The 26,272-nt window shown below is 44.1% G+C and carries 26 protein-coding genes and 1 riboswitch; of the genes, 25 read left to right on the top strand and 1 reads right to left on the bottom strand.

Annotated elements, in window-relative coordinates; genetic code table 11:
- Window positions 1–22: 22 nt before the first annotated feature.
- The 20 genes from lspA to AMR95_RS04720 all read left to right on the top strand — a co-directional run bounded on the left by lspA (window position 23) and on the right by AMR95_RS04720 (window position 19,479).
- Window positions 23–490 (top strand): signal peptidase II, encoded by a 468-nt coding sequence (gene lspA / locus AMR95_RS04810; RefSeq protein ID WP_024424236.1) that lies wholly within the window; start codon window positions 23–25, stop codon window positions 488–490.
- The gene (locus tag AMR95_RS04805) at window positions 487–1,401 is read left to right on the top strand and encodes an RluA family pseudouridine synthase (RefSeq protein ID WP_058837737.1); all 915 of its coding nucleotides are present in this window, start codon (window positions 487–489) and stop codon (window positions 1,399–1,401) included. The genes lspA and AMR95_RS04805 overlap by 4 nt, the downstream gene beginning before the upstream one ends.
- Before the next feature lie 170 nt (window positions 1,402–1,571).
- On the top strand, window positions 1,572–2,114 hold the full coding sequence (gene pyrR / locus AMR95_RS04800; RefSeq protein WP_024424234.1) for a bifunctional pyr operon transcriptional regulator/uracil phosphoribosyltransferase PyrR: 543 nt from the start codon (window positions 1,572–1,574) through the stop codon (window positions 2,112–2,114).
- A gap of 155 nt (window positions 2,115–2,269) precedes the next feature.
- Window positions 2,270–3,598: a solute carrier family 23 protein gene (locus AMR95_RS04795; protein WP_039178389.1), complete on the top strand. Its 1,329-nt coding sequence runs from the start codon at window positions 2,270–2,272 to the stop codon at window positions 3,596–3,598.
- Window positions 3,599–3,728: 130 nt separating this feature from the next.
- The gene (locus AMR95_RS04790) at window positions 3,729–4,652 is read left to right on the top strand and encodes an aspartate carbamoyltransferase catalytic subunit (protein ID WP_039178391.1); all 924 of its coding nucleotides are present in this window, start codon (window positions 3,729–3,731) and stop codon (window positions 4,650–4,652) included.
- Complete coding sequence (locus AMR95_RS04785; RefSeq protein ID WP_024424231.1) at window positions 4,636–5,922, top strand: dihydroorotase; 1,287 nt, start codon at window positions 4,636–4,638, stop codon at window positions 5,920–5,922. Before AMR95_RS04790 ends, AMR95_RS04785 begins: the two co-directional genes overlap by 17 nt.
- Window positions 5,919–7,013, top strand: a complete 1,095-nt coding sequence (locus tag AMR95_RS04780) for a carbamoyl phosphate synthase small subunit (protein WP_058837736.1) — start codon at window positions 5,919–5,921, stop codon at window positions 7,011–7,013. Before AMR95_RS04785 ends, AMR95_RS04780 begins: the two co-directional genes overlap by 4 nt.
- Window positions 6,998–10,213 (top strand): carbamoyl-phosphate synthase (glutamine-hydrolyzing) large subunit, encoded by a 3,216-nt coding sequence (gene carB, locus AMR95_RS04775; RefSeq protein WP_058837735.1) that lies wholly within the window; start codon window positions 6,998–7,000, stop codon window positions 10,211–10,213. Before AMR95_RS04780 ends, carB begins: the two co-directional genes overlap by 16 nt.
- Window positions 10,210–10,986, top strand: a complete 777-nt coding sequence (locus tag AMR95_RS04770) for a dihydroorotate dehydrogenase electron transfer subunit (RefSeq protein ID WP_058837734.1) — start codon at window positions 10,210–10,212, stop codon at window positions 10,984–10,986. Before carB ends, AMR95_RS04770 begins: the two co-directional genes overlap by 4 nt.
- Window positions 10,980–11,912, top strand: a complete 933-nt coding sequence (locus tag AMR95_RS04765; RefSeq protein ID WP_058837733.1) for a dihydroorotate dehydrogenase — start codon at window positions 10,980–10,982, stop codon at window positions 11,910–11,912. The genes AMR95_RS04770 and AMR95_RS04765 overlap by 7 nt, the downstream gene beginning before the upstream one ends.
- Window positions 11,884–12,588, top strand: a complete 705-nt coding sequence (gene pyrF, locus AMR95_RS04760) for an orotidine-5'-phosphate decarboxylase (RefSeq protein WP_058837732.1) — start codon at window positions 11,884–11,886, stop codon at window positions 12,586–12,588. Before AMR95_RS04765 ends, pyrF begins: the two co-directional genes overlap by 29 nt.
- A 7-nt stretch (window positions 12,589–12,595) precedes the next feature.
- Complete coding sequence (gene pyrE, locus AMR95_RS04755; protein WP_058837731.1) at window positions 12,596–13,234, top strand: orotate phosphoribosyltransferase; 639 nt, start codon at window positions 12,596–12,598, stop codon at window positions 13,232–13,234.
- A 162-nt stretch (window positions 13,235–13,396) separates the two neighbouring features.
- Window positions 13,397–13,499, top strand: a riboswitch (SAM riboswitch).
- Between the two features lie 116 nt (window positions 13,500–13,615).
- On the top strand, window positions 13,616–13,720 hold the full coding sequence (locus AMR95_RS18735) for a DUF2292 domain-containing protein (RefSeq protein WP_369810469.1): 105 nt from the start codon (window positions 13,616–13,618) through the stop codon (window positions 13,718–13,720).
- Between the two features lie 45 nt (window positions 13,721–13,765).
- The gene (locus tag AMR95_RS04750) at window positions 13,766–14,467 is read left to right on the top strand and encodes a phosphoadenylyl-sulfate reductase (RefSeq protein WP_047202129.1); all 702 of its coding nucleotides are present in this window, start codon (window positions 13,766–13,768) and stop codon (window positions 14,465–14,467) included.
- Window positions 14,468–14,480: 13 nt separating this feature from the next.
- Window positions 14,481–15,545, top strand: a complete 1,065-nt coding sequence (locus tag AMR95_RS04745; protein WP_047202130.1) for an inorganic phosphate transporter — start codon at window positions 14,481–14,483, stop codon at window positions 15,543–15,545.
- Window positions 15,546–15,602: 57 nt separating this feature from the next.
- Complete coding sequence (gene sat / locus AMR95_RS04740; protein WP_039178416.1) at window positions 15,603–16,739, top strand: sulfate adenylyltransferase; 1,137 nt, start codon at window positions 15,603–15,605, stop codon at window positions 16,737–16,739.
- A gap of 14 nt (window positions 16,740–16,753) precedes the next feature.
- The gene (gene cysC / locus AMR95_RS04735; RefSeq protein ID WP_058837730.1) at window positions 16,754–17,347 is read left to right on the top strand and encodes an adenylyl-sulfate kinase; all 594 of its coding nucleotides are present in this window, start codon (window positions 16,754–16,756) and stop codon (window positions 17,345–17,347) included.
- Between the two features lie 29 nt (window positions 17,348–17,376).
- Entirely contained in the window at window positions 17,377–18,132 is a 756-nt protein-coding gene (gene cobA, locus AMR95_RS04730; protein WP_058837729.1) for a uroporphyrinogen-III C-methyltransferase, read from the top strand.
- A gap of 77 nt (window positions 18,133–18,209) precedes the next feature.
- On the top strand, window positions 18,210–18,995 hold the full coding sequence (locus AMR95_RS04725) for a sirohydrochlorin chelatase (RefSeq protein ID WP_058837728.1): 786 nt from the start codon (window positions 18,210–18,212) through the stop codon (window positions 18,993–18,995).
- On the top strand, window positions 18,976–19,479 hold the full coding sequence (locus AMR95_RS04720) for a precorrin-2 dehydrogenase/sirohydrochlorin ferrochelatase family protein (protein ID WP_058837727.1): 504 nt from the start codon (window positions 18,976–18,978) through the stop codon (window positions 19,477–19,479). The genes AMR95_RS04725 and AMR95_RS04720 overlap by 20 nt, the downstream gene beginning before the upstream one ends.
- Before the next feature lie 34 nt (window positions 19,480–19,513).
- Here the strand turns inward: AMR95_RS04720 and AMR95_RS04715 are convergent, their stop codons facing one another.
- Window positions 19,514–21,223 carry an Rqc2 family fibronectin-binding protein gene (locus AMR95_RS04715; RefSeq protein WP_058837726.1) on the bottom strand — a complete coding sequence of 570 codons (1,710 nt, stop codon included), beginning with the start codon at window positions 21,221–21,223 and terminating at the stop codon, window positions 19,514–19,516.
- A 167-nt stretch (window positions 21,224–21,390) separates the two neighbouring features.
- On the opposite strand from AMR95_RS04715, the gene AMR95_RS04710 reads away from it, so the two are divergent.
- From AMR95_RS04710 to rpoZ, 5 genes are all read left to right on the top strand, one after another.
- On the top strand, window positions 21,391–24,066 hold the full coding sequence (locus AMR95_RS04710) for a calcium-translocating P-type ATPase, SERCA-type (RefSeq protein ID WP_058837725.1): 2,676 nt from the start codon (window positions 21,391–21,393) through the stop codon (window positions 24,064–24,066).
- Between the two features lie 83 nt (window positions 24,067–24,149).
- Complete coding sequence (locus AMR95_RS04705) at window positions 24,150–25,025, top strand: YicC/YloC family endoribonuclease (RefSeq protein WP_058837724.1); 876 nt, start codon at window positions 24,150–24,152, stop codon at window positions 25,023–25,025.
- Between the two features lie 76 nt (window positions 25,026–25,101).
- Entirely contained in the window at window positions 25,102–25,371 is a 270-nt protein-coding gene (gene remA, locus AMR95_RS04700; protein WP_008344898.1) for an extracellular matrix/biofilm regulator RemA, read from the top strand.
- A 9-nt stretch (window positions 25,372–25,380) separates the two neighbouring features.
- The gene (gene gmk, locus AMR95_RS04695; protein WP_024424214.1) at window positions 25,381–25,995 is read left to right on the top strand and encodes a guanylate kinase; all 615 of its coding nucleotides are present in this window, start codon (window positions 25,381–25,383) and stop codon (window positions 25,993–25,995) included.
- Between the two features lie 3 nt (window positions 25,996–25,998).
- Window positions 25,999–26,202, top strand: a complete 204-nt coding sequence (gene rpoZ, locus AMR95_RS04690) for a DNA-directed RNA polymerase subunit omega (protein ID WP_003211647.1) — start codon at window positions 25,999–26,001, stop codon at window positions 26,200–26,202.
- The last annotated feature ends 70 nt before the right edge of the window (window positions 26,203–26,272 follow it).

Genomic DNA, 26,272 nt, shown 5'->3' with positions numbered 1-26,272 from the left:
GTATGAAGATGGAGGAACGTGTGTGTTCTATTACATAATCGCATTCGTTATCATTTGTTTAGACCAATTAACAAAATGGCTCATTGTCAAAAATATGATGCTCGGTGATTCTGTTCCAGTAATTGATGGATTCTTTTATATCACGTCTCACCGAAATTCAGGAGCCGCATGGGGAATTCTCCAAGGGCAAATGTGGTTTTTCTATGTGATCACACTCGTTGTTATTGCGGGAATTGTTTATTACTTACAAAAACATGGACAAAAGGACAAGCTGCTTGGAGTAGCGCTGGCCTTAATGCTTGGCGGAGCGATCGGAAACTTTATCGACCGTATTTTCCGTCAGGAAGTGGTTGATTTTGCTCATTTCGTATTTGGGGATTATCACTACCCAATCTTTAATATTGCAGATTCTTCTCTCTGTGTAGGGGTTATTCTGCTCTTCATTCAAATGCTGTTAGATGGAAAGAAAAATAAGGAGTCAACTACATGAATCAAGTAAAAATTGCCGTTTCAGAAGAACAAACGAGTGAACGGCTAGATAAATTTCTAAGCACAACAGAACCAGAATGGTCAAGAACCCAAGTCCAGCAATGGGTAAAAGATGGGCTGATCGAAGTAAACGGGAAACAAGTAAAGGCCAATTACAAAGTGCAAGCTGGGGATCAAATCAAAGTGGAGATTCCAGATCCAGAAGCGCTAGATGTAGAAGCAGAACCAATGGATCTTGATATTTATTATGAGGATGCAGATGTGTTAGTCGTAAATAAGCCTCGAGGAATGGTCGTTCATCCAGCTCCAGGTCATGTGTCAGGTACACTTGTAAATGGTCTGATGGCACATTGTACGGATTTATCAGGGATTAACGGTGTGATGCGTCCTGGAATTGTCCACCGAATCGATAAAGATACGTCTGGGCTGTTAATGGTTGCAAAAAACGATATCGCACATGAGTCACTCGTCAATCAGCTGGTGGCTAAAACTGTCACAAGAAAGTATACGGCTGTTGTCCACGGTATTATCCAGCATGATACAGGCACAATTGATGCACCAATTGGCAGAGACAAAAAAGACCGCCAAAGCATGACGGTCACAAAAGAAAATGCAAAACAGGCTGTCACTCACTTTGATGTGATTGAACGCTTTAAAGACTTCACAGTTGTCGAGTGCCGTCTTGAAACAGGAAGAACACACCAAATTCGTGTTCATATGAAATATATCGGTTACCCTCTTGCAGGAGATCCGAAATATGGACCGAGAAAAACAGTAGATTTTAATGGACAGCTTCTGCATGCAGGTGTTTTAGGATTTGATCATCCTAGAACAGGAGAATATATCGAGTTCACAGCACCAATTCCAGCTGATATGCGGGGCTTTATCGATTCATTAAGAAATAACGATTGACAGGCCGTTCTTTTTCTGAAATAATAAACGAAGAAATTGAGATTCTTTAAAACAGTCCAGAGAGGCTGAGAAGGATAACGGATCAATTTGTGCACGAGTATGCACAAATGAACGCCCCTCTCTGCTCTTTGCAGAAGGGGCTTTTTATTTGTCAAAAAGAGGTGTAAAAGATGGAACAAAAAGCAGTCATTCTTGATGAACAAGCGATCAGACGAGCGCTTACCCGAATTGCACATGAAATGATTGAGCGCAACAAAGGGATGAAGGATGTCATCCTTGCTGGGATCAAGACAAGAGGCATACATCTTGCAAAGCGCCTTGCAGAGCGCATCGAGCAAATTGAAGGAAATCCAGTCACTGTGGGTGAACTTGATATTACGCTATACCGTGATGACCTGACAAAAAAGACAGACAACCAAGACCCGCTTGTAAAGGGTGCAGACATTCCAGCTGACATTAATGACAAAACACTCATTGTCGTTGACGATGTTCTGTTTACAGGCAGAACCGTCAGAGCAGCTATGGATGCCCTTGTGGATGTAGGAAGACCATCTTCCATTCAGCTGGCTGTGCTCGTCGACCGGGGACACCGGGAGCTGCCAATTCGAGCGGATTATATCGGGAAAAACATTCCGACATCAAAAGCAGAGACCGTTATGGTTCAACTGAATGAAGTAGATCAAAACGACCTTGTCGCTATATACGAAAAATAACCTTTTTAAATGCATTCCAGAGAGTTTGCAAAGAGGGCAATAACAGAGACACCGAGCACACGGCTAACATGACGTGTCTGGTTTTTCTAGGCCTCTTTGCGCATACTCGCAAAGAGGCTTTTTTAATGAAAAAGGACACATCTAGGAGGAAAATCATGAGTCAGCAAAAAGCCAATTTAGGCATTCGAGATATCCCAAAACCATTCACATGGCTATCACTTAGCCTGCAGCATTTGTTTGCGATGTTTGGTGCAACCATTCTTGTACCAAAAATCATTGATATGAGTCCAGCCGTCGCGCTCATCTCAAGCGGTGTGGGAACGATTGTTTACTTAATCATCACAAGAGGACAAATTCCGGCGTATCTTGGATCGTCCTTTGCCTTCATCGCCCCCATACTGAATGTGAAAGCAACGGGCGGCCCCGGAGCCGCAATGGTTGGCGCCTTCATGGCGGGTGTCGCTTATGCGCTCATTGCCCTGTTCATTAAATGGCTCGGCACAGGCTGGCTGATGAAGCTTCTGCCGCCGGTCGTCGTAGGACCAGTCATTATGGTCATTGGACTTGGACTCGCTGGAACAGCAGTCAACATGGCGATGTATGTTGATCCGAATGCAACCGAGCTTGTTTACAGCCTCAAGCACTTAATGGTCGCTGGCTTCACACTGGCTGTCACGATTATCAGTATGATTTTCCTAAGAGGATTCCTTAGCTTAATCCCAGTTTTAATCGGCATTATCAGCGGCTATCTCTTTGCCTTAACACAAGGCATTGTGAACTTCCAGCCGGTCATTGACGCAAAATGGTTTGCTGTCCCAGACTTCGTCGTGCCATTTGTCGACTATACACCTGCTGTGACTTTAAGCATTCTCACAGTGATGGTGCCGGTTGCCTTTGTCACAATGTCTGAGCATATTGGCCACCAGGTGGTGTTAAGTAAGGTCGTAGGACAAGATTTTATTAAAAAACCTGGTCTTCACCGCTCCATTTTAGGGGACAGTGCGGCGACCATCTTCGCTTCACTTATTGGTGGACCACCAACAACAACTTATGGAGAGAACATTGGCGTACTTGCCATCACAAGAGTGTTCAGTATCTTCGTCATCGGCGGAGCAGCCGTGTTTGCGATCTGCTTCGGTTTTGTAGGGAAAATTTCAGCATTAATCAGTACAGTGCCGTCCGCGGTGATGGGAGGCGTTTCGTTCCTGCTCTTTGGAATCATTGCCTCAAGCGGCCTGAGAATCCTGATTGATCATAAAGTGAATTTTGAAGAAAAGCGTAATCTCATTATCGCATCAGTCATCCTAGTCATCGGAATTGGAGGGGCATTCATTGAGGTGAAACAAATCAATCTCACTCTATCTGGAATGGCACTTGCTGCGATTACGGGTGTCCTGTTAAACCTGATCCTGCCGCATCAAAAAGCGGAAGATGACGAGTCAAATGAATCAAATACAGAAAACCTTTTAAAAGAAGTCCAGTGAGGCTGACAAGGGTTCTAAATGGAGCAGAATGCACGAAAGTGCCGCTGCTTCTTTTGGAGAACCCTAAGCTGCCGAGGCTTAGGGTTTTTTTGAACCTGAAAGTGATGAAAAACTAGAGGGGGAAGAAAAAATGAATGATTTATCGACAATGAGCAGCTTATCAAAAGAAGAGATTTTACAGCTGATTGAAGAAGCAGCTGCACTCAAAAAGGGGAAACAAGAACATGGATTAGCCGGAGAATTTGTGGCAAACCTCTTCTTTGAACCAAGCACAAGAACACGTTTTAGCTTCGAAGTAGCAGAGAAGAAATTAGGGATGAATGTCCTGAGCTTAGATGCAGCAAGCACCTCCGTTCAAAAGGGCGAAACACTTTACGATACGGTAAAAACACTGGAATCGATCGGAGTAAAGGCATGTGTGATCAGAGACAGCACCGATGAATATTATAACGAGCTGATCGGGAAGGTTGGAATTCCCATCATCAATGCAGGTGATGGCTGCGGACAGCATCCAACCCAATCACTGCTTGACCTCATGACCATTTTTGAAGAGTTTGGCGGCTTTGAAGGCTTAACGATTTCGATTCATGGAGACATCAAACATAGCAGGGTAGCAAGGTCAAATGCTGAGGTTCTCTCAAGGCTGGGAGCGACAGTCCTCTTTTCAGGACCTGCTTCCTTCCAGGATGAACAAAACCCTCACGGAACGTACGTCCAAGTAGATGAAGCCATCGCACTATCTGATGTGGTGATGCTGCTCAGAATCCAGCATGAACGGCACGCTGAAAAAATGGGCAGTGAAGATTACTTATCAACTTATGGATTAACAGTAGACAGAGCAAACAAAATGAAAGAACGCGCGATTATTATGCATCCAGCACCAGTAAACAGAGGTGTTGAAATAGATGATTCTTTAGTAGAGTCCAAGCAGTCAAGGATTTTCAAGCAAATGGAAAATGGTGTTTATATCCGAATGGCCGTATTAAAAAGAGCTTTTCAAAATAGCACACTACATCAAAAAGGGAGAGATTCTGTCTATGTCATATCTCATTAAAAACGGTTTTATCTTAACAAGCACAGGTGAAAGAGTGCAGCAGGATATTAGGGTAAAAGGAAAAGTGATTCAAGCGATTGGTCACCTAGAAAGAGAAGACGGAGAAGAGGTTATTGATGCAGCAGGGCTATTTGTGTCACCAGGCTTGATCGATCTGCATGTGCATTTAAGAGAGCCAGGCGGAGAGAAAAAGGAAACGATTGAAACAGGCTCTAAAGCAGCCGCAAGAGGCGGATATACGACGATTGCAGCGATGCCAAATACAAGACCGGTTCCAGATACAAAAGAGCAAATGGAATGGCTCATGAATCGAATCGAAGAGACTTCATCTGTGAGAGTACTGCCATACGCCTCCATCACAACGAGACAAATTGGGGAAGAGATGACGGATTTTGCAGCACTAAAAGAAGCAGGCGCCTTTGCTTTTACAGATGACGGTGTCGGCATCCAAACAGCAGGCATGATGTACGAAGCGATGAAACAGGCAGCAAGTCTTGATCAAGCGATTGTGGCGCACTGTGAAGATAACTCGCTCATTTACGGCGGGTGCGTTCATGAAGGAGAATTTTCAAAAGCAAATGGGTTAAACGGTATACCGTCCATTTGTGAATCGGTGCATATTGCAAGAGATGTTCTTTTAGCAGAAGCAGCGAACTGTCATTATCATGTATGTCATATCAGTACGAAAGAATCTGTACGGGTCGTACGCGATGCAAAAAAAGCAGGCATCCGTGTGACGGCTGAGGTGTCACCGCATCACCTGCTGTTGTGTGATACGGACATTCCAGGTCTTGATACAAACTATAAAATGAACCCGCCGCTCAGAGGGAAAGAGGATCGCGAGGCATTGATCGAGGGACTGTTAGATGGAACGATTGATTTCATCGCCACAGACCATGCGCCGCATACAGAAGAAGAAAAGAACGAAACCATGCAGCGTGCCCCGTTTGGAATTGTGGGACTTGAAACAGCGTTCCCGCTTCTGTATACACGATTTGTCAAAACAGGCGAATGGACATTAAAAGAACTCGTTGATTATATGACAATCAAACCAGCAGAAGCCTTTTCCCTTCCATACGGAAAGCTTGAAGAAGGACACATAGCTGATATTACACTCATTGATTTAAACAAAGAAATGGCAATCGATAAAACAAGCTTCTTATCAAAAGGACAAAATACACCGTTTGACAAATTGACTGTATCAGGATGGCCGGTCATGACACTTGCATCTGGGAAAGTCGTTTATGAAGAGGGGAGACTAGTAAAATGAAGAGACGCTTAGTGCTAGAAAACGGAACAGTATTCGAAGGAACAGGCTTTGGCAGCTTAGAACCATCAGTCGGAGAAGTCGTCTTTAATACAGGGATGACGGGCTATCAAGAAATTTTATCTGATCCATCATACTGCGGACAAATTGTCACACTCACTTACCCGCTTATCGGCAACTACGGCATTAACCGTGATGATTTTGAATCGATCACACCGTTTGTGAAAGGGCTGATTGTGAAAGAGCTTTGTGAAAAGCCCTCAAACTGGCGCTCTTCATACTCACTCGATGAATATTTAAAAATGAAAAACATTCCGGGGCTGAGCGGAATCGATACACGGAAGCTGACTAGAATGATTCGAAGTGCAGGGACTTTAAGAGGGGCGTTTGCAGGACCTGAAGAACAAGTGGAAGACGTTGTCCGCCGCCTTCAAACATTGCAGCTGCCAACTGATCAGGTGAGTCAAGTATCTGTGAAAAATGCGTACCCAAGCCCAGGCAGAGGGAAAAGAATTGTTCTTGTCGATTTCGGCATGAAGCACGGCATTTTGCGCGAGCTCAATAAACGTGATTGCGACGTTATTGTGGTGCCATACAACATCACTGCAGATGAAGTGCTGCAGCTAAAGCCTGATGGCATAATGCTTTCAAACGGACCTGGAGATCCTGTGGATGTACCAGAAGCCGTTGAGATGATTCAACAATTGATTGGAAAGGTGCCGCTCTTTGGCATTTGCCTCGGACATCAGTTATTTGCTCTAGCGTGCGGTGCAAGCACAGAAAAAATGAAATTTGGTCACAGAGGGTCGAACCATCCAGTAAAAGAACTAGCAACTGGCAAGGTGACACTCACGTCTCAAAACCATGGCTACACGGTTAGCAAGATTAACGAAGACGTGCTCGAAGTCACACATATTGCCTTAAACGACAATACGATTGAAGGATTAAAACATAAAGAAGCACCAGCATTCACTGTTCAGTACCACCCAGAAGCATCACCGGGTCCAGAAGATGCAAACTACTTATTTGACCAGTTCATGGAAATGATTCATACGACTGAGAAAGAAGGGGAAGAAGTATGCCAAAACGCGTAGACATCAAAAAGATTTTAGTAATCGGATCAGGTCCTATCATCATCGGTCAGGCAGCGGAGTTTGACTATGCAGGCACACAGGCTTGCTTAGCACTAAAAGAAGAGGGCTATGAAGTCGTTCTTGTGAACTCTAACCCTGCTACCATCATGACAGATACAGAAATGGCCGACAAGGTATACATCGAACCACTGACACCAGAATTTTTAACACGAATCATTCGAAAAGAACGCCCTGATGCGATCTTGCCAACACTTGGCGGGCAAACTGGATTAAACCTTGCTGTTGAATTGTCAGACCTTGGTGTATTAGCTGAATGCGGCGTTGAAGTACTCGGTACAAAGCTGTCAGCCATCCAAAAAGCAGAGGATAGAGATTTATTCCGTAATTTGATGAATGAACTAAATGAGCCTGTACCAGAAAGTGAAATCATTCATAACCTGGAAGAAGCAATGGCGTTTACGGATCAAATCGGTTTCCCTGTCATCGTCAGACCAGCCTATACATTAGGTGGAACGGGCGGCGGAATTTGTACAAACGAGCAAGAACTGAAGGAAATCGTTGAAAACGGCCTGAAGCTAAGCCCAGTTACACAATGCTTACTTGAAAAAAGCATTGCAGGCTTTAAAGAAATTGAATATGAAGTCATGCGAGACAGCGGTGACCATGCAATCGTTGTTTGTAACATGGAAAACTTTGACCCTGTCGGTATCCATACAGGTGACAGTATTGTTGTAGCGCCAAGCCAAACGTTAAGTGATCGTGAATATCAGCTGCTTCGCAATGTGTCGCTTAAGCTGATCCGCGCACTTGGCATAGAAGGCGGCTGTAACGTTCAGCTGGCACTTGATCCAAACAGTTTTCAATACTATATCATCGAAGTAAACCCGCGTGTGAGCCGTTCCTCTGCACTTGCGTCAAAAGCGACAGGCTATCCAATTGCCAAATTGGCAGCGAAAATTGCAGTCGGCTTAACGCTTGATGAAATGATGAACCCAGTCACAGGTAAAACCTATGCAGCCTTCGAGCCTGCACTTGACTATATCGTTTCAAAAATACCGCGCTGGCCGTTCGATAAATTTGAATCTGCCAACAGACGTCTTGGTACGCAAATGAAGGCAACTGGTGAAGTCATGGCGATCGGCCGCACATTAGAAGAGTCTCTTCTAAAGGCTGTACGTTCACTTGAAGCCGATGTGCATCACATTGAATTAAAAGATGAAGCAGACATCACAAATGAAGTGCTTGAAAAACGGATTATTAAAGCGGGAGACGAACGATTATTTTATATCGCTGAGGCGCTTAGAAGAGGCTATACAGTCGAACAAATACACGAATTCTCAAAAATTGATTACTTCTTCCTTCATAAACTGGAAGGCATCATCGCCTTTGAGAAGACATTAAAAGAAAACAAAGGCAATACAGACGTATTAAAAGAAGCGAAAGAAAAAGGCTTCTCAGATATCTACATTAGCCGCGAGTGGAATATGAACGAATCGGATGTCTACAAGCTAAGACAAGAAGCAGGCATTGTACCTGTATACAAAATGGTAGATACATGTGCGGCAGAATTTGAATCAGAGACACCTTATTTCTACAGCACGTATGAAGATGAAAATGAATCAGAACGTACAGACAAGAAAAGCGTTATCGTATTAGGTTCAGGTCCTATCCGAATTGGACAAGGGGTTGAATTTGATTATGCGACCGTTCACTCTGTGTGGGCAATTAAACAAGCAGGCTATGAAGCGATCATTATTAACAACAACCCTGAAACGGTCTCAACAGACTTTAGTATTTCAGATAAGCTCTACTTTGAACCACTCACTGTAGAAGACGTGATGCATATCATCGACCTTGAACAGCCTGAAGGAGTTGTCGTTCAGTTCGGCGGGCAAACAGCGATCAACTTAGCAGATGAATTATCAAATAGAGGGGTTAAAATTCTTGGAACTTCTCTAGAAGACCTAGACCGCGCAGAAAACCGGGACAAGTTTGAACAAACGTTAGAAACACTCGGCGTGCCCCAGCCTAAAGGGAAAACAGCAACGTCTGTGCCTGAAGCAGTAGCGATTGCCAATCAAATTGGCTACCCAGTCCTTGTCCGTCCTTCCTATGTATTAGGCGGCCGCGCGATGGAAATTGTGTATCAAGAAGATGAGCTTCTTCACTACATGGAGAATGCGGTGAAGGTCAATCCGCAGCATCCAGTGTTAATTGACAAGTATTTGACAGGAAAAGAAATTGAAGTAGATGCCGTGTCTGATGGCGAAACTGTCGTGATCCCAGGTATTATGGAACACATTGAAAGAGCCGGAGTTCACTCTGGTGACTCGATTGCGGTCTATCCGCCGCAAACATTGTCTGAGGACATCAAAGCGAAGATCGCAGAATACACGATCAAGCTTGCAAAAGGACTCAACATTATTGGACTTTTGAACATCCAGTTTGTCCTATCAAAAGGTGAAGTGTATGTACTTGAAGTGAACCCGCGATCAAGCCGGACGGTTCCTTTCTTAAGTAAAATCACAGGCATCCCGATGGCCAACCTTGCGACAAAAGTCATCTTAGGAGACAAGCTCAAAAATTATGGCTACGAAGAAGGGCTTCACACAGAGCAAGAAGGAGTGTACGTTAAAGTCCCAGTCTTCTCTTTTGCTAAATTAAGAAGAGTCGATATTACACTCGGACCTGAAATGAAATCAACAGGTGAAGTCATGGGGAAAGATGTCACGATCGAAAAAGCCCTATATAAAGGATTGATTGCCTCAGGTATTCAAATTCCTAATGACGGAACAGTACTTCTGACAGTGGCTGATAAGGATAAAGAAGAAGGACTTGAGATCGCAAGAAGATTCCATTCAATCGGCTATCATATTTTAGCGACAGAAGGAACGGCGAATTATTTAAAACAAGCCTACATTCCATCAAGTGTCGTCGGCAAAATCGGAGAGGAAGGCAAAAATCTTCTCGATGTCATTCGAAACGGGGAAGCGCAATTTGTCATCAACACCTTAACAAAAGGAAAACAGCCGGCAAGAGACGGCTTTAGAATTAGACGTGAATCTGTTGAAAACGGAGTGGCCTGCTTAACGTCCTTAGATACAGCAGAAGCCATTTTAAGAGTGCTTGAGAGCATGACATTTAGAGCAGATGAAATGCCAGAAGTGAAAACGAATGCTGAGGTGACAGTAACGATATGAAAAAAGCATACTTGACGGTCGTCTCGAACCGAGAGATCGCTGATCATATTTACGAAATGACATTAAAAGGTGACCTTGTGGACTCCTTTCAAACGGCTGGACAATTTCTTCATCTAAAGGTCAGTGAATCCATGACACCGCTGCTGAGAAGACCGATCAGTATTGCCAACATTCATGCCGAGCAAAAAGAAGCAACCATCATTTACCGCGCAGAGGGAGAGGGCACAAAGCTCCTCTCCCAAAAGCGGGAGGGAGAATCAGTCGATGTATTAGGGCCGCTTGGAAACGGGTATGATCCTTCAGTCGTCCAGCCCGGAGAGACGGCATTACTAGTCGGCGGCGGAATTGGCGTACCGCCTCTATATGAACTGTCCAAGCGTTTAACGAAAAAAGGCGTCATCGTGAAGCATGTCCTCGGCTTTCAATCGAAAAAGGATGTATTTTACGAGGAGAAATTTCAAGCACTCGGTGATACGTTTATTGCAACGGTTGATGGCACATACGGTACTAAAGGCTTTGTAACAGGTGTGATAAAAGAGCAAAACCTGAGCTTTGATGTGCTGCTTTCCTGCGGTCCAACACCTATGCTAAAAGCGCTGAAAGACACGTATCCTGATAAGCCCGTTTATATTTCGATGGAAGAACGAATGGGCTGCGGAATTGGTGCGTGCTTTGCATGTGTCTGTCATACCGATCAGCTCGACAAACCTTACGTCAAAGTCTGTCTTGATGGACCTGTTTTTAAAGCAGAGGAGGTGGCGTTGTCATGCTAAACGTTGAGTTACCGGGATTATCTTTAAAAAATCCAATCATCCCTGCATCAGGCTGCTTCGGGTTCGGGAGAGAATTTGCATCCTTATATGACCTATCATTGCTAGGCGGTATCATGATCAAAGCCACAACCCTTGAACCGAGATTTGGCAATCCCACGCCAAGGGTAGCCGAGACAGGAGCTGGTATGCTTAATGCAATCGGCCTTCAAAATCCGGGTCTAAAAGGCGTGTTTGAAAATGAGCTGCCTTGGCTTGAACAATTTGATACACCTATTATTGCGAATGTTGCTGGCTCACAGGTTGATGATTATGTGGAAGTAGCCAAGCAAATCAGCCAAGCAAAAAATGTTCATGCCCTTGAACTGAATATTTCTTGCCCAAATGTGAAAACAGGCGGGATTGCCTTTGGTACAGATCCAAATATGGCGGCGACATTGACAAAAGCGGTCAAGGAAGTCTCTTCTGTACCTGTCTATGTCAAGCTGTCACCTAACGTAGCCAATATTGTGGAGATTGCTCAAGCGATTGAAGCTGCTGGAGCAGATGGACTCACCATGATTAACACATTAATCGGTATGCGTTTAGATTTAAAAACAGGGAAACCTATCCTTGCCAATAAAACAGGCGGATTATCAGGACCAGCTGTCAAACCGGTCGCTGTGCGCATGGTACACGAGGTGAGTCAAGCGGTTTCTATTCCGATTATCGGGATGGGCGGGGTGCAAAGTGCTGAAGATGTACTTGAATTTTTACTAGCAGGTGCAAGTGCAGTAGCTGTCGGCACAGCCAATTTTGTGAATCCATTTATTTGCCCGGAAATCATTGAAGAGCTGCCAAAAGTGTTAGCAGCATATGGTTATTCATCTGTAGAGGAATGTATCGGAAGGAGCTGGAAACATGAAGCACTTGCCCATCATCGCGCTTGATTTTCCATCAGGGAAGGACGCGCTTGCCTTTTTAGACCCTTTTGAAGGGACACCATTATTTGTGAAGGTCGGCATGGAGCTGTTTTACCAAGAAGGACCTGCCATTCTTGATGCGCTGAAAGAAAAAAATTGCCGCATTTTTCTTGATCTAAAATTACATGACATTCCAACAACGGTGCAAAAAGCGATGAACCGGCTTGCTGCACTTGGTGTTGATTTGGTCAATGTGCATGCTGCTGGCGGGAAACGAATGATGCAGGCTGCGTTAGAGGGGCTTGAAAGCGGGACTCCTGCTGGACAAAGCCGCCCGGGCATCATTGCAGTGACCCAGCTGACTAGTACGTCAGAAGACATGATGAGAAACGAATTACTCATTGACCGTCCGCTGCAAGAGACTGTTATCCGGTACGGACAATTAGCATATGAAAGTGGGCTGGACGGGGTTGTTTGCTCTGTTCATGAATCTAAAGCACTTCATGAACATATTTCACCATCCTTTCTCACTGTAACGCCAGGAATTCGCTTACCGAATGATCAAACTGATGACCAACAGCGCGTGGCGACACCGGCCTATGCAAAAGAGCAAGGTGTTTCACAAATCGTTGTTGGAAGATCAATCACAAAAGCTGATAAACCAATAGAAGCATATCATCAAATTTTGAAAGAGTGGGAGTGACTGCCAGATGAAATCAAAAATCGCGAAACATCTATTACAAATCAAAGCGGTCTCATTAAAACCAGACGAACCGTTTACATGGGCGAGCGGTATAAAATCACCGATCTATTGTGATAACCGCCTGACATTGTCATTTCCAGAAGTGAGACACGACATTGCTGAAGGTCTAAAAGATTTGATTCTCACTCATTTCAAGGGAGCAGAGGTTGTCGCGGGTACTGCAACAGCAGGCATTCCTCATGCGGCATTAGCAGCAGACCGCTTGAACATCCCGATGTGTTATGTCAGAAGTAAGCCGAAAGCACATGGAAAAGGAAATCAAATTGAAGGGGCCGTATCAAAAGGCCAAAAGGTTGTCGTCGTAGAAGACCTTATTTCCACAGGAGGCAGTGTGCTTGAAGTGGTCGCTGCTCTTCAAGATGAGGGCTGCGAGGTACTAGGAGTTGCCGCGATCTTCACATACGGACTGCCAAAAGCAGCGGCAGCCTTTCAAGAAAAAAATATTCCATATGTCACCCTAACAGACTATGACACATTGACAGACGTGGCACTTGAACTGAAAGCGATTGAGCCTGCTGCGATGAACAAACTAAAACGCTGGAGACAAGATCCTTCCTCAGAATCTTGGATGGAAGAAACGGTCTGAAAAGTGAAAGCCCATCGTTAACAAAAACTGTGCCTGCCCGCACAGTTTTTTTGTTTAGGTAAAAATAGTAAAATAGACTCAAATTTTAATAAAAACTAATCCTATCAATAAAGTCGGGTTGACTTTTGTTTGAATTGTGTTAATATTTAAGACAAATTGAAACTCTTATCCAGAGAGGTGGAGGGACTGGCCCGATGAAACCCGGCAACCTGCGATTCGCAAGGTGCTACTTCCTGCAAAATGATTCTATTTTGAAAGATAAGGAAATCGTGAGCTTCCTCATCTTTCTTTCGGACTGAAAGAAAGTTTTTTTATTTTAACGGTGAGGAGGAAGAGGAGATGGAAGTGAAACAAAATCAGGATGAGGACTTAGTAAAGCATATGCAAGAACTGATTGGGGATATGAAATTCGGTTCAATTACGTTAATTGTTCAGGACGGTCAAGTGATTCAAGTGGAAAAGAACGAAAAAATTAGATTGAAGTAGTGCGGAAAAAAGCAATATGAGCTGTACTCCGGAAGGGGAGAAATCATGTTAACTTATGAAAATTGGCAAGAGCCGTCCATTACATTTCAAGAAGATGATTTGTATAAAGGAGCCCTGTCTGTACTGAAATGGGCGTACGGTCATTATGGTGACCAGCTCGTATATGCGTGCAGCTTTGGGATTGAGGGCATCGTTCTGATTGATCTGATTGCAAAAGTAAAAAAAGATGCGAAAATTGTCTTTTTAGATACAGGTCTGCATTTTAAAGAAACATACGACACAATTGATGCAGTAAAGGAAAGATACCCGGGTTTAGACATTGAATTGAAAACGCCTGAGCTGACGGTTGAACAGCAAAATGAGCAGCACGGTGAACAATTATGGAAAACAAATCCTCAAAGCTGCTGCCATATGCGTAAGGTCATTCCTTTGCAAGAAGCCCTATCTGGTTATCCAGCTTGGCTTTCCGGTTTAAGAAGAGAGCAGTCACCAAAACGAGCAGGGACGAATTTCTTAAATAAGGATGAAAAATTCAAATCAGTGAAAGTATGTCCGCTTATCCATTGGACGTGGAAGGACATATGGAGATATGCATCTAGAGAAGAACTTACTTATAATCCGCTGCATGACCAGGGATATCCAAGTATCGGCTGTGCACCGTGTACACAGCCAGCATTTACTGCAGATGATCTGCGTTCTGGCAGATGGTCAGGCACAGCAAAGACAGAGTGCGGATTACATGAGTAAGGGAGCATAATGTATGGAAATCGCCGCAATTTTATTTAGTCTATTCTTTGCTTTAAACATAGGCGCAAGCGGAGCAGCTGCTTCTATGGGCATTGCGTACGGGTCAGGCGCGATTCAAAAGCCCATTTATGCGCTCAGCGTTTGTGCAGTTGGGATTTTAGCAGGTTCAGTGATTGGCGGCGGTGAGGTCGTCAAAACGATCAGCTCTGGTATTATGCCAGAATCAGTCATTACACTTGAAATCGTTTGTATTATCATTGGTTCTGCTGCACTATCACTTTTTATAGCGAATCTGATGGCGATCCCTTTATCAACAAGTGAGGTCACAGTAGGGGCTGTGGTTGGTGTGGCAGTCGCGTATAAAGTATTGTTTGTGAAATCCATTTTAGTGATTGTGGCATTTTGGGTGATCATCCCGATTTTCGCCTTTCTTTTTACCTTTGCTGTCGTCAAAATCATCAGAATGTTCCCTAAACGGAAGCTGTCTAAAAAAGGCACAGCTATTTTATCTGTCGTATTAATCCTCAGCGGATTTCTAGAGGCGTTTTCAGCTGGTATGAACAATGTCGCAAATGCGGTCGGCCCGCTTGTCGCGTCAGGCGTTTTGTCAGTCGGGCAAGGAACTCTTTACGGCGGGATCTTTGTTGCACTTGGTGCCCTTTTGCTTGGGAGAAGGGTACTAGAAACAAACGGAAAGAAAATCACCCGCTATCAAACAGGCGAAGGGATTTTACTTTCGAGTACCGGTGCTGGGCTTGTCATCGTCAGCTCTATTTTTGGGCTGCCTGTTCCGCTTACGCAAATCACCTCCTCGTCTATTATCGGGCTTGGAATGGCAAAAGGCGGGCCAAACATTTTTCACAAACATGTTGTGAAAAAAATGCTGAAAGTGTGGGTGGTGTCACCCTTCTTATCACTCAGCCTATCGTATTTGCTGGTGAGCCTTTTCTTAAAAGGAGACTATTACTCTATCTTTATCATGATGAGTGTACTGCTTGCCTCACTTGGTGCGCTGAGTCTGATGAAGGCAGTCAAAAATGAGAGCAGCTCTATTCATGAACAGGGCGGCGGGATTTAATCACAAATCCGACTATTAACATCTAATAAATATGAACATTGAGAGGAAGATGAACAAATGAGTTTAACACCACATGGTGGCGTATTAATTAATCGAGTAAATGAAGAATATGATCTCAGCACAGCTGCAAAGGAAATTGAACTAGATGCGATCTCCTTTGCAGACCTTGAACTCATTGCAATTGGCGGATATAGTCCAATTGAAGGGTTTTTAACAAAAGCTGATTATGAAGCAGTTGTGAGCAGTATGCGGCTAGCAAGTGGTGTCGTTTGGTCTCTTCCTATTACACTGCCAGTGACAAAAGAAAAGGCGGCGGAAATCCATCAAGGCGATATCGTACGCTTATCCTATAATGGAACTGTATATGGGGTCATTGAAGTAGAGGATCAATACACACCAGATAAGGAAAAAGAAGCGGTAAATATCTATAAAACTGATGACCGCAATCATCCAGGCGTGAAAAAATTATTTGAACGCGGTGATACTTACATTGGCGGGAAAATTACACTGACGAAACGCAGTGAAAAACCATTCCCTCAATTTACGTATGAGCCAGAAGAAACAAGACGCCATTTTAAAGAAAATGGCTGGAAAACCATTGTTGGTTTCCAAACGAGAAACCCGGTTCATCGTGCGCATGAATATATTCAAAAAACAGCATTAGAAACGGTCGATGGTTTATTTTTAAATCCGCTTGTCGGTGAAACAAAATCTGACGATATCCCGGCAGATGTGAGAATGAAAAGCTATCAAGTGTTATTGAATGGTTATTATCCAAAAGACCGCGTCTTTTTAGGTGTTTTTCCTGCTGCAATGCGTTATGCTGGACCAAAGGAAGCGATATTTCACGCGCTTGTTCGTAAAAATTATGGCTGCACCCATTTTATTGTCGGAAGAGATCATGCAGGTGTTGGTGACTATTACGGCACATACGAGGCGCAGGAACTATTTGATCAATTTACAAGCGAAGAAATCGGTATTACGCCATTAAAATTTGAACACAGCTTCTACTGTAATACATGTGAAGCGATGGCCACACCAAAAACGTGTCCTCACGACAAAAGCGAGCATGTCATTCTTTCAGGTACAAAAGTTCGAACGATGCTGAGAAACGGTGAATTACCACCAAGCACGTTCAGCCGAAAAGAAGTCATTGAAACATTAATCGAAGGATTAAAAACGACGGTATCTTAAAGGGAGGGTATGACATGAGCAACGAACATATCGTGTGGCATGATGCATCTATTACAAAAAAAGAATATCAACAGAAAAACAATCATACGAGCGGCATTATCTGGCTTACAGGTTTAAGCGGATCAGGTAAATCAACGATTGCAAATGCAGCTGCAAGAGAGCTGTTTGAACAAGGCTATCAAGTCACCGTTCTTGACGGCGATAACGTGCGGCACGGACTCAATAAAGATCTAGGGTTTTCAGATGACGACAGAAAAGAAAACATCCGCCGAATCGGAGAAGTGGCGAAATTATTTGTGGAGCAAGGTACGATTGTCATCACTGCTTTTATTTCTCCATTTCAGGAAGACCGCCACATTGTCAGACAGTTAGTCGAAGATGGGGAATTTCACGAAGTGTTTGTCAAATGTGATCTGAACGTGTGTGAAGAGCGTGATCCAAAAGGGTTATATAAAAAAGCGAGAAACGGCGAAATTCCATTTTTCACTGGAATCGATTCACCATATGAAGAGCCAGCTTCGCCTGAGCTCGTCTTAGATACAGGGGAATTATCCCGTGAGGAATCCAAACAGCGTCTTGTTGATTATGTAAAAGCTACAACGAAATAATCGCCTGATGGCAGGGGGAGAAAAGCAAGATGGGGAAAGTATACATTGTGGGTGCTGGACCCGGAGACCCAGATTTAATCACATTAAAGGCCCATAAGGCGATACAGCAGGCAGATGTCATCTTATATGATCGTCTTGTCAATCAAGACATTCTCGCCCACGCCAAACCAGAGGCGGAATTGATTTATTGCGGAAAGCTGCCAAATCATCATACAATGAGACAGGAAGCCATCAATGAAGCGCTTGTGGCTCATGCAAAGGAAGGGAACGTTGTCGTTCGGCTGAAAGGCGGTGACCCCTTTGTCTTTGGACGCGGCGGTGAAGAAATCGAATGCTTAGCTGAGCACGGAATTCCGTATGAGGTTGTCCCAGGAATTACTTCTGGTATTGCGGCAGCTGCTTATGCGGGAATCCCTGTGACACACCGTGAATTCAGCTCAAATGTTGCTTTTGTCACGGGTCACTATCAAAAGGATGAACATTTTGAAGAAAAGTGGGAGGCGCTGGCTACAGGGATTGATACTCTTGTGATTTACATGGGTGTCAAAAACGTGGAAAGAGTGCAGCGCCTGCTTTTAAAAAATGGACGGGATCCAGAAACACCCGCTGCATTTATACACTGGGGAACCACGACGAGGCAAAAGACAACTTGCTGCACTGTGGCGACACTGTCTGAAACCGTTGAAAAAGAAGGGATCGAGCATCCAAGTTTAATTGTTATTGGAGATGTCGTTCATTTTCATCAAAAACTGAACTGGTTTGAACCCGCATTAATCGAGAAATGAGAATGATAGAGAAAAGACACGTACGTACATACATCGTGTCTTTTCGTCTGATGAAATAAGTGAGAGGGAGGAGCCGCATGAAACAAGCTGTCCTTTATGTTGGGCATGGAAGCCGAGTAAAAGAGGCGCAAGATAAGGCCATTTCTTTTATGAAAAGCTGTATGCCGTTAGTGAAAGCAGATATACAAGAAATTTGTTTTTTAGAGCTGACGGACCCTTCTATAGAAGAAGGATTTGAGGCCTGTGTGAAAAAAGGAGCGACACACATTGCCATCGTCCCGCTCCTCCTTTTAACTGCCATGCATGCTAAATCGGATATACCGGTCGAAATTGAGAAAGTGCGCGCGCGATTTCCGCAAGTGAAGGTCACATATGGAAAGCCAATCGGGGTGAATCAAGAAGTAACAAAAGCAGTTGCCGCAAGAATTGAAGAAGCAGGATATCAAGGCGAGCGGGCGCGGATTCTTTTAATTGGTCGCGGGAGCTCTGATCCGGATGTGAAGCGAGATGTGTTTGGCATTGCAGACGATGTCAGAAGTCTGCTTCCGCATGCAGAGGTTTTTCCGTGTTTTATTACAGCATGTGAGCCAAATTATCGAGATGTTCTCGCGCAGTTATCAGCAGATGACGATAGGCCTGTCTATATCGTTCCTTACTTGCTGTTTACCGGAATTTTAATGAAAGAAATTGAAAGTGAAGCCGCTCAGGCGAGAAATCGGCTGAAAGATGTCCGGGTATGCCGGTATATTGGCTTTCATCCGCATGTCAAAGCGGCTTATATTGAACGTGTGCAAGAAACCATGTTAAATAAAGAAGATGCGTTTCGTTTCCGAGGAGAAAGCCATGCTTCCAGTCCATCTTGATTTAACCAATAAACAAGTGGTCATTGCCGGCGGCGGATCGGTGGCGTTAAGAAGAGCAAAGGCGCTGTGCACGGAGTCTTGCCATATAACAGTTGTGAGTCCTAATCTTTCTGAAGAGATGGCACACTTCATTGATACATACCAATTGAATTGGAAGGAAAAGAAGGTAGACGCTGGAGATTTGAAGGATGCATTTTTCATTGTAGCTGCGACAAATGACCCTTCGGTAAACGAATGGATTGCACAAACAGCACAGCCTCACCAGCTTGTGAATTGTGTGAGCCAATCAGAGCTAGGCAATGTGATGGTGCCGAAGGTTGTCAAAGCAGGAAAAATGACGATTTCAGTCTCTACAAGCGGTGCAAGCCCCGCCCGGACAAAACAGCTGGCGGCGGCAATTGAATCCTTGCTTGAACAAGAGGATATTGACGCACTTGATGCCCTTTATATCGAAAGAAAAAAACGACAAAGAAAAAGCCGATAAATCCTCATGTCAGGATTTTATCGGCTTTACTTATTTATTTTCTCAGCTTGAGCACAAGATCCTCGTCAGGTGTGACAAATAATGTTTGCTGCTGATCATACGTAACAAAGCCAGGCTTTGCTCCGTTCGGTTTTTTCACATGCCGGATTTTTGTATAGTCGACAGGAACGGAGCTGGACTCTTTTGCTTTCGAAAAGTAGGCGGCAATTTGAGCCGCTTCAAGCAGCGTTTGTTCATCAGGTGCTTGGTGACGAATGACGACGTGTGATCCAGGAATATCCTTTGTATGCAGCCAAATATCATCACGAGCAGCTGCCTTTGTAGTCAAATGCTCGTTTTGCTTGTTATTTTTTCCAACTAAAATCGGAATACCTTGGGACGATTCATACGTTTCGAGCTGAATGGCCGCCGGTTTTTTCTTTTTGGCGTGACGCTTTTGTTTGGCGCGCAAATATTTTCCTTCAACAAGCTCTTCTCTCATTTCCTCTAAATCCTTCGGCGAAGCAGAGGACAGCTGCTGAATCAGCTCTTCAAAATAAGCAATTTCTTCATGTGTCCGCTTAATTTGTTCATTTACAGCTTCTACTGCATTTTTTGCCTTTTGATATTTTGTAAAGTATGCTTGTGCATTTTCAGAAGGGGTTTTGTTTGTTTTAAGCGGGATTGTAATTTCTCCGCCGTCTTCATCGTAATAATTGATGACAGTCGCTTCTTTATCCCCTTTTTTGATCGCATATAAATTGGCTGTTAACAATTCGCCATAGAGCTGATATTTGTGTGCATCCTGAGATTCTTCAAGGGTTCTTTTTAACTTTTTCAGCTTGTTTTCATTTTTCTTTTTTTCATTGACGACAAACCGTTCAAGGTCAGCCGCCTGCTGTTTGACTCTGTCTCTCTCAGCTTTTCCAAAATAAAAGCGGTCAAGCAGCTGGCTGAGTGAGTCGAATGTCTTCATCTCGCCTTGGACATGCTGAAGCTCTAATAAATAGAAATACTCTTTCCCGTCTTTTCTTGTAAGCTGCGGCGTAAAAGAATGCATGCGAATGAGCTGGAACATGTCGAGCAGTGTATTGGGAATCGTTTCTTGATTGGCAAGACCGGCCCGGTGTACTGCTTCCTTTGCAAACAGCGGGGAAACCCCAGAGAAGGTATCGACAATTTGATTGGCGATCTTTCCTTCTTGAAAGCGTAAATGCTTCAAAATATCATCCTTTGTCACGTCAAAAGGATTCAATTTTTGCTGCGCAGGCGGCAGTAGGTATTCATAACCAGGGAGCACCGTTCGATAGCTGTTCACAGATGGAGAAAGGTGTTTCAGACCATCAATGATCTGCTGCGTTCCATCCTCTACAAGAATGAAGTTGCTATGACGTCCCATGATTTCAATGTAAAGCTTACGCGTCTGCTCATCGCCGATTTCATTTCGGCTTCGCACATGAAGCACGATCACCCGGTCAAATCCAATCTGTTCAAAACGTTCAATGAAGCCGCCCTCAAGATGCTTTCTGAGAAGCATACAAAACATTGGCGGCTCACTTGGATTGTCGTATTGATGCTCGGTGAGCTGCACTCTCGCATAGCTCGGATGAGCCGATAAAAGGAGCTTATGATTTTTCCCATTTGCTCGAATATGAAAAATCAGCTCGTGTTTATATGGCTGATGAATTTTTGAAATCCTTCCACCCGTTAATGCCTTTTGCAATTCATTTGTCATACCATATGTAAAAATGCCGTCAAATGACATGTTGGATACACCCTCTTCTTTCACACAAATCTACTGAAAGAACCTTCCGTTTTCTCGTTCTTTAGGCAGTCTTATTATTATAGCATGATTTAGGACGAGTCTGAATAAACTGGCTTATAGAACACTGCATATGAGAGAGAGAACAAAAGAGGAGTGGACGAGGTCAAATGAATTGGCATGAACTGAACCAAACCGATTTATTAAAAACAATGAATACATCGATAGGTGACGGACTGTCAGAAAAAGATGTACAAAAGCGGCTTGAAAAACACGGGCCAAATGAATTGCAGGAAGGAAAAAAGGCGTCGGCTCTGATCATTTTTTTAGCACAGTTTAAAGATTTCATGGTGTTAATCTTGCTTGCAGCAACAATCATTTCTGCCTTTTTAGGAGAATACATTGATGCTGTTGCGATTGTAGCCATTGTTTTGATTAATGGTGTACTCGGCTTTTATCAAGAACGCCGGGCGGAAAAATCCTTACAAGCGTTAAAGGAATTATCAACTCCGCACGTGTATGCAAGGAGAAATAATGAATGGGTCAAGATCCCGTCTAAACATCTCGTGCCAGGGGATATTGTGAAATTTTCAAGCGGAGACCGGATTGGGGCAGATATTAGATTACTAGATACAAAGAGCTTAGAAATTGAGGAGTCCGCCCTCACTGGTGAGTCTATCCCAGCGGTCAAACACGCAAGTCCACTTTCAAGCGGCCATGTTTCGCTTGGGGATTTGACGAATATGGCCTTTATGGGGACGCTTGTTACTAGAGGCAGCGGCGTAGGGGTTGTCATTGGTACAGGAATGAATACAGCGATGGGACAAATTGCCGGCATGCTGGATGCAGCAGGTAATATGGAAACGCCGCTGCAAAGGCGTCTCGAGCAGCTTGGAAAAATTCTGATTGTGGCTGCTTTATTTTTAACGGTGCTCGTTGTTGTTCTTGGTGTAGTGCAAGGACATGAATTGTATCATATGTTCCTAGCGGGAGTATCTCTTGCTGTGGCGGCGATTCCAGAAGGACTGCCGGCGATCGTCACTGTCGCCCTTTCCCTAGGGGTGCAGCGGATGATCAAACAAAAATCGATTGTCAGAAAGCTCCCGGCAGTGGAAACACTCGGCTGCGCGTCAATCATTTGCTCTGATAAAACAGGAACCATGACGCAAAATAAAATGACAGTGACCCATGTGTGGGCAGAGGGAAAAACGTGGAATATTTCTGGCACAGGCTACGAGCCATCCGGTGACTTTACCTTAAACGGGGAAATCGTCCATGCCGACAAGCATCCAAGCCTGCAAAAGGTGTTATTATACGGGGCGCTTTGTAATACATCAACCATCGTTGAAAAAGACGGGGAGATGAGGCTTGATGGGGATCCGACAGAGGGAGCGCTCCTTACCGCAGCACGTAAAGCGGGTTTTACAGAGCAATTCATCGAAGCTGGATTTCATGTTATTGAGGAGTTTCCTTTTGACTCAGAAAGAAAGATGATGTCAGTCGTCGTTGAAACAAATCAAAAAGAGCGGTATGTCATTGCAAAAGGTGCGCCGGATGTACTAATGAACCGTTCAAGTCATATCATGCACGGCGGACGCACAGCTTCTTTTTCAACCACTCATAGGCAAGAAACAGAAGCTGCGATTCAAGGTTTAGCAAGACAGGCGCTTAGAACCATTGCCATTGCGTATAAAAAAGTCGGTTTGACAGAGAAAATCACCTCTGTCCAGCAGGCTGAAGCTGATTTAACATTTATCGGATTAGAGGGCATGATCGATCCGCCGCGTCCTGAAGTCAGACGAGCGATTAAAGAGTGCCGGGATGCTGGCATTAAAACGGTCATGATTACAGGGGACCACGTGGAAACGGCCAAAGCGATCGCAAAAGACTTAAGCCTTTTACCGAAGCAAGGACAGGTGCTCGACGGAAAAGCGCTTGATCAGATGAGCGACAAAGAGCTTGAGCAAACAGCTGAAAATGTATACGTCTTTGCCCGGGTTTCCCCTGAGCATAAGCTGAGAATTGTCAAAGCCTATCAAAAAAATGGTCATGTTGTGGCGATGACAGGTGACGGGGTCAATGATGCGCCTGCCATTAAACAAGCAGATATCGGCATCTCCATGGGCATCACTGGTACAGACGTAGCCAAGGAAGCGTCTTCTCTTATTTTACTTGACGACAACTTTGCGACCATTAAATCCGCCATTAAAGAAGGCCGAAATATTTATGAAAACATTCGTAAGTTTGTCCGCTATTTGCTGGCATCAAATGTCGGAGAAATTTTGGTCATGCTGTTTGCGATGCTCCTCGCGCTTCCGCTTCCGCTCGTTCCTATACAAATCTTATGGGTAAACCTTGTCACAGATGGTCTACCGGCTATGGCACTTGGCATGGATAAGCCAGAAGGCGATGTCATGAAGAGAAAGCCGCGGAATGTGAAAGAGGGCATTTTTGCAAGGGGGCTTGGCTGGAAGGTCATCTCAAGAGGATTCCTCATCGGGCTTGCGACCCTTTTGGCATTTATATTTGTGTATCACCGCGATCCAAACAACCTGCAATATGCACAGACTGTCGCATTTAGTACGCTTGTTTTGGCGCAGCTCATTCATGTATTTGACTGCCGCAGTGAACGGTCCATTTTTGAACGTAATCCATTTGGGAACCTTTATTTGATCGGTGCGGTTTTGTCATCACTTTTACTCATGCTTGTGGTCATTTATTACCCGCCGCTTCAGCCAATTTTCAAAACGGTCGCGATTGCACCAATTGATTGGCTGCTGATCATCGGGATGTCTGCACTGCCAACTTTTTTACTGGCAGGATCACTTTTGACAAGAAAAAAATAATTCATTATGGTATAATTTTGAGGTAATAGTGTCTGCTATTACCTTTTTCATTTTATTAATATGAAAGAATTGGGTGTTTTAACATGATACGCAGTATGACGGGATTCGGCCAAGCGAGTAAAACGGATGGAGAACTGACAGTGTCAGTTGAGCTAAAATCGGTCAATCACCGTTTTAAAGAGGTTCATGCCCGTTTGCCGAGGCCGCTTTTATATTTCGAAGATACATTAAAAAAGATCATTCTTCGTCACGTGCAGCGCGGTAGAATTGAGCTGTTTGTCACGATTGAAGGCGGTAAACTAGCAAGCCGGTCCTTACAGATCGACTGGCCGCTGCTTGATGAATACATGAAAGCCGCAAAAGACCTCGAGGAACGCTATCACATTTCAGGCATTCAGCATGCACATGACTTATTGGGGCTTGAGCTTGCCGTTCAGGTGGAAGAGTCAGCCAGCCGAAATGAACAGCTAGAGCAGCTGCTGATGGAAGCTTGCGAGGATGCTGTCAAGGAGCTTTGCTTCATGAGAGAGCAAGAGGGAGCATCACTTCAAAAAGACTGTGAACTAAGGCTTTCTGAACTAGAGGCCTATACAGAAGAAATCAAAGTCTTTGCACCAGAGGTTGTGAGTCAGTACAAAGAACGATTGAATCAGCGATTGCAAGAATGGATCGGAGAGGCGCTTGACGAGAGCAGACTGACAACAGAGGCTGCCATCTTTGCTGACCGCTGTGACATTACAGAAGAGATTACGAGATTAAAAAGTCACTTTCAGCAATTTCAGCAAATCTTGCTGCAAGGCGGTGCTGCCGGCCGAAAACTTGACTTCCTTGTACAGGAGCTCAACCGTGAAGTGAACACCATTGGATCAAAAGCGAACCATCACCATTTAACAAAGCTGGTGGTTGAAATGAAAAGTGCTATTGAAAAAATAAAAGAACAAGTGCAAAATATAGAATAGTCATTGTGTATGCTGTTTACAGTGCGTCTCTTTCGGCGAGACTAGAGACGTTTATATTACAGGGGGACGAAAGAAGATGACCATAAAGTTGATCAATATCGGATTTGGAAACATCATTTCAGCGAATCGGATGATTTCGATCGTCAGTCCGGAATCAGCACCGATTAAACGAATGATACAAGACGCAAGAGATCGAGGCATGCTCATAGATGCTACATACGGAAGAAGAACCCGTGCTGTTGTCATTATGGACAGTGACCATGTCATCTTATCTGCCGTTCAGCCTGAGACTGTCGCGCAAAGACTTTCTGTAAAAGAAGAAATCATAGATGAAGGGCAGGGGTAATACGCCATTATGAAAGAAAGAGGACTATTAATCGTTCTCTCTGGACCTTCGGGAGTTGGAAAAGGAACGGTCAGACAAGCCATTTTCTCCCAGGAAGATACGAAATTTGAATACTCTATTTCTGTGACGACACGCAAACCGCGTGAAGGTGAAAGAAATGGTGTCGATTATTTCTTTAAAACCAGGGAAGAATTTGAACATATGATTGAAAACAAAAAGCTGTTAGAATGGGCAGAGTACGTCGGGAATTACTACGGCACGCCTGTTGACTATGTTGAACAGACATTAAGCGAAGGAAAAGATGTTTTCCTTGAAATTGAAGTGCAAGGTGCACTTCAAGTAAGAGAAGCATTCCCGGAAGGTCTATTTATTTTCCTTGCACCGCCTAGTCTTTCAGAACTTCAAAACCGCATCATTACACGCGGTACAGAATCTGAAGAGCTCATTCGAAACCGAATGGCCGCTGCGAAAGAAGAAATTGAAATGATGGATGCTTACGACTATGTCGTTGAAAACGATGATGTCGAGCTTGCTTGTGAAAGAATCAAAGCGATCGTCCTTGCAGAACACCTGCGCAGAGACAGAGTCGCACCGAGATATAAAAAAATGCTGGGGGTAGAATAAACCATGTTAGATCCTTCAATTGACTCATTGATGAACAAACTTGATTCAAAATATACACTTGTAACAGTGTCTGCACGCCGTGCACGTGAAATGCAGATCCACCAAGATCAGCAGATTGAAAACACAAAGTCTTACAAATTTGTAGGCAAAGCACTAGAAGAAATCGACGCTGGTCTTTTGACATTTGAAAAAGAGGATCAAGAATAACACATCGCTTCTGCTATGCAGATACGATACGTTCAAAAAAGTCAAAACTATGATTGGTTTTGACTTTTTT

Source organism: Bacillus sp. G1(2015b), from assembly GCF_001482475.1.
GTDB classification, from domain to species: Bacteria; Bacillota; Bacilli; order Bacillales; family Bacillaceae; genus Bacillus; species Bacillus safensis.
The sequence above is the reverse complement of the archived record's forward strand: the minus strand, read 5'-3'. Positions and strand labels throughout refer to the sequence as shown.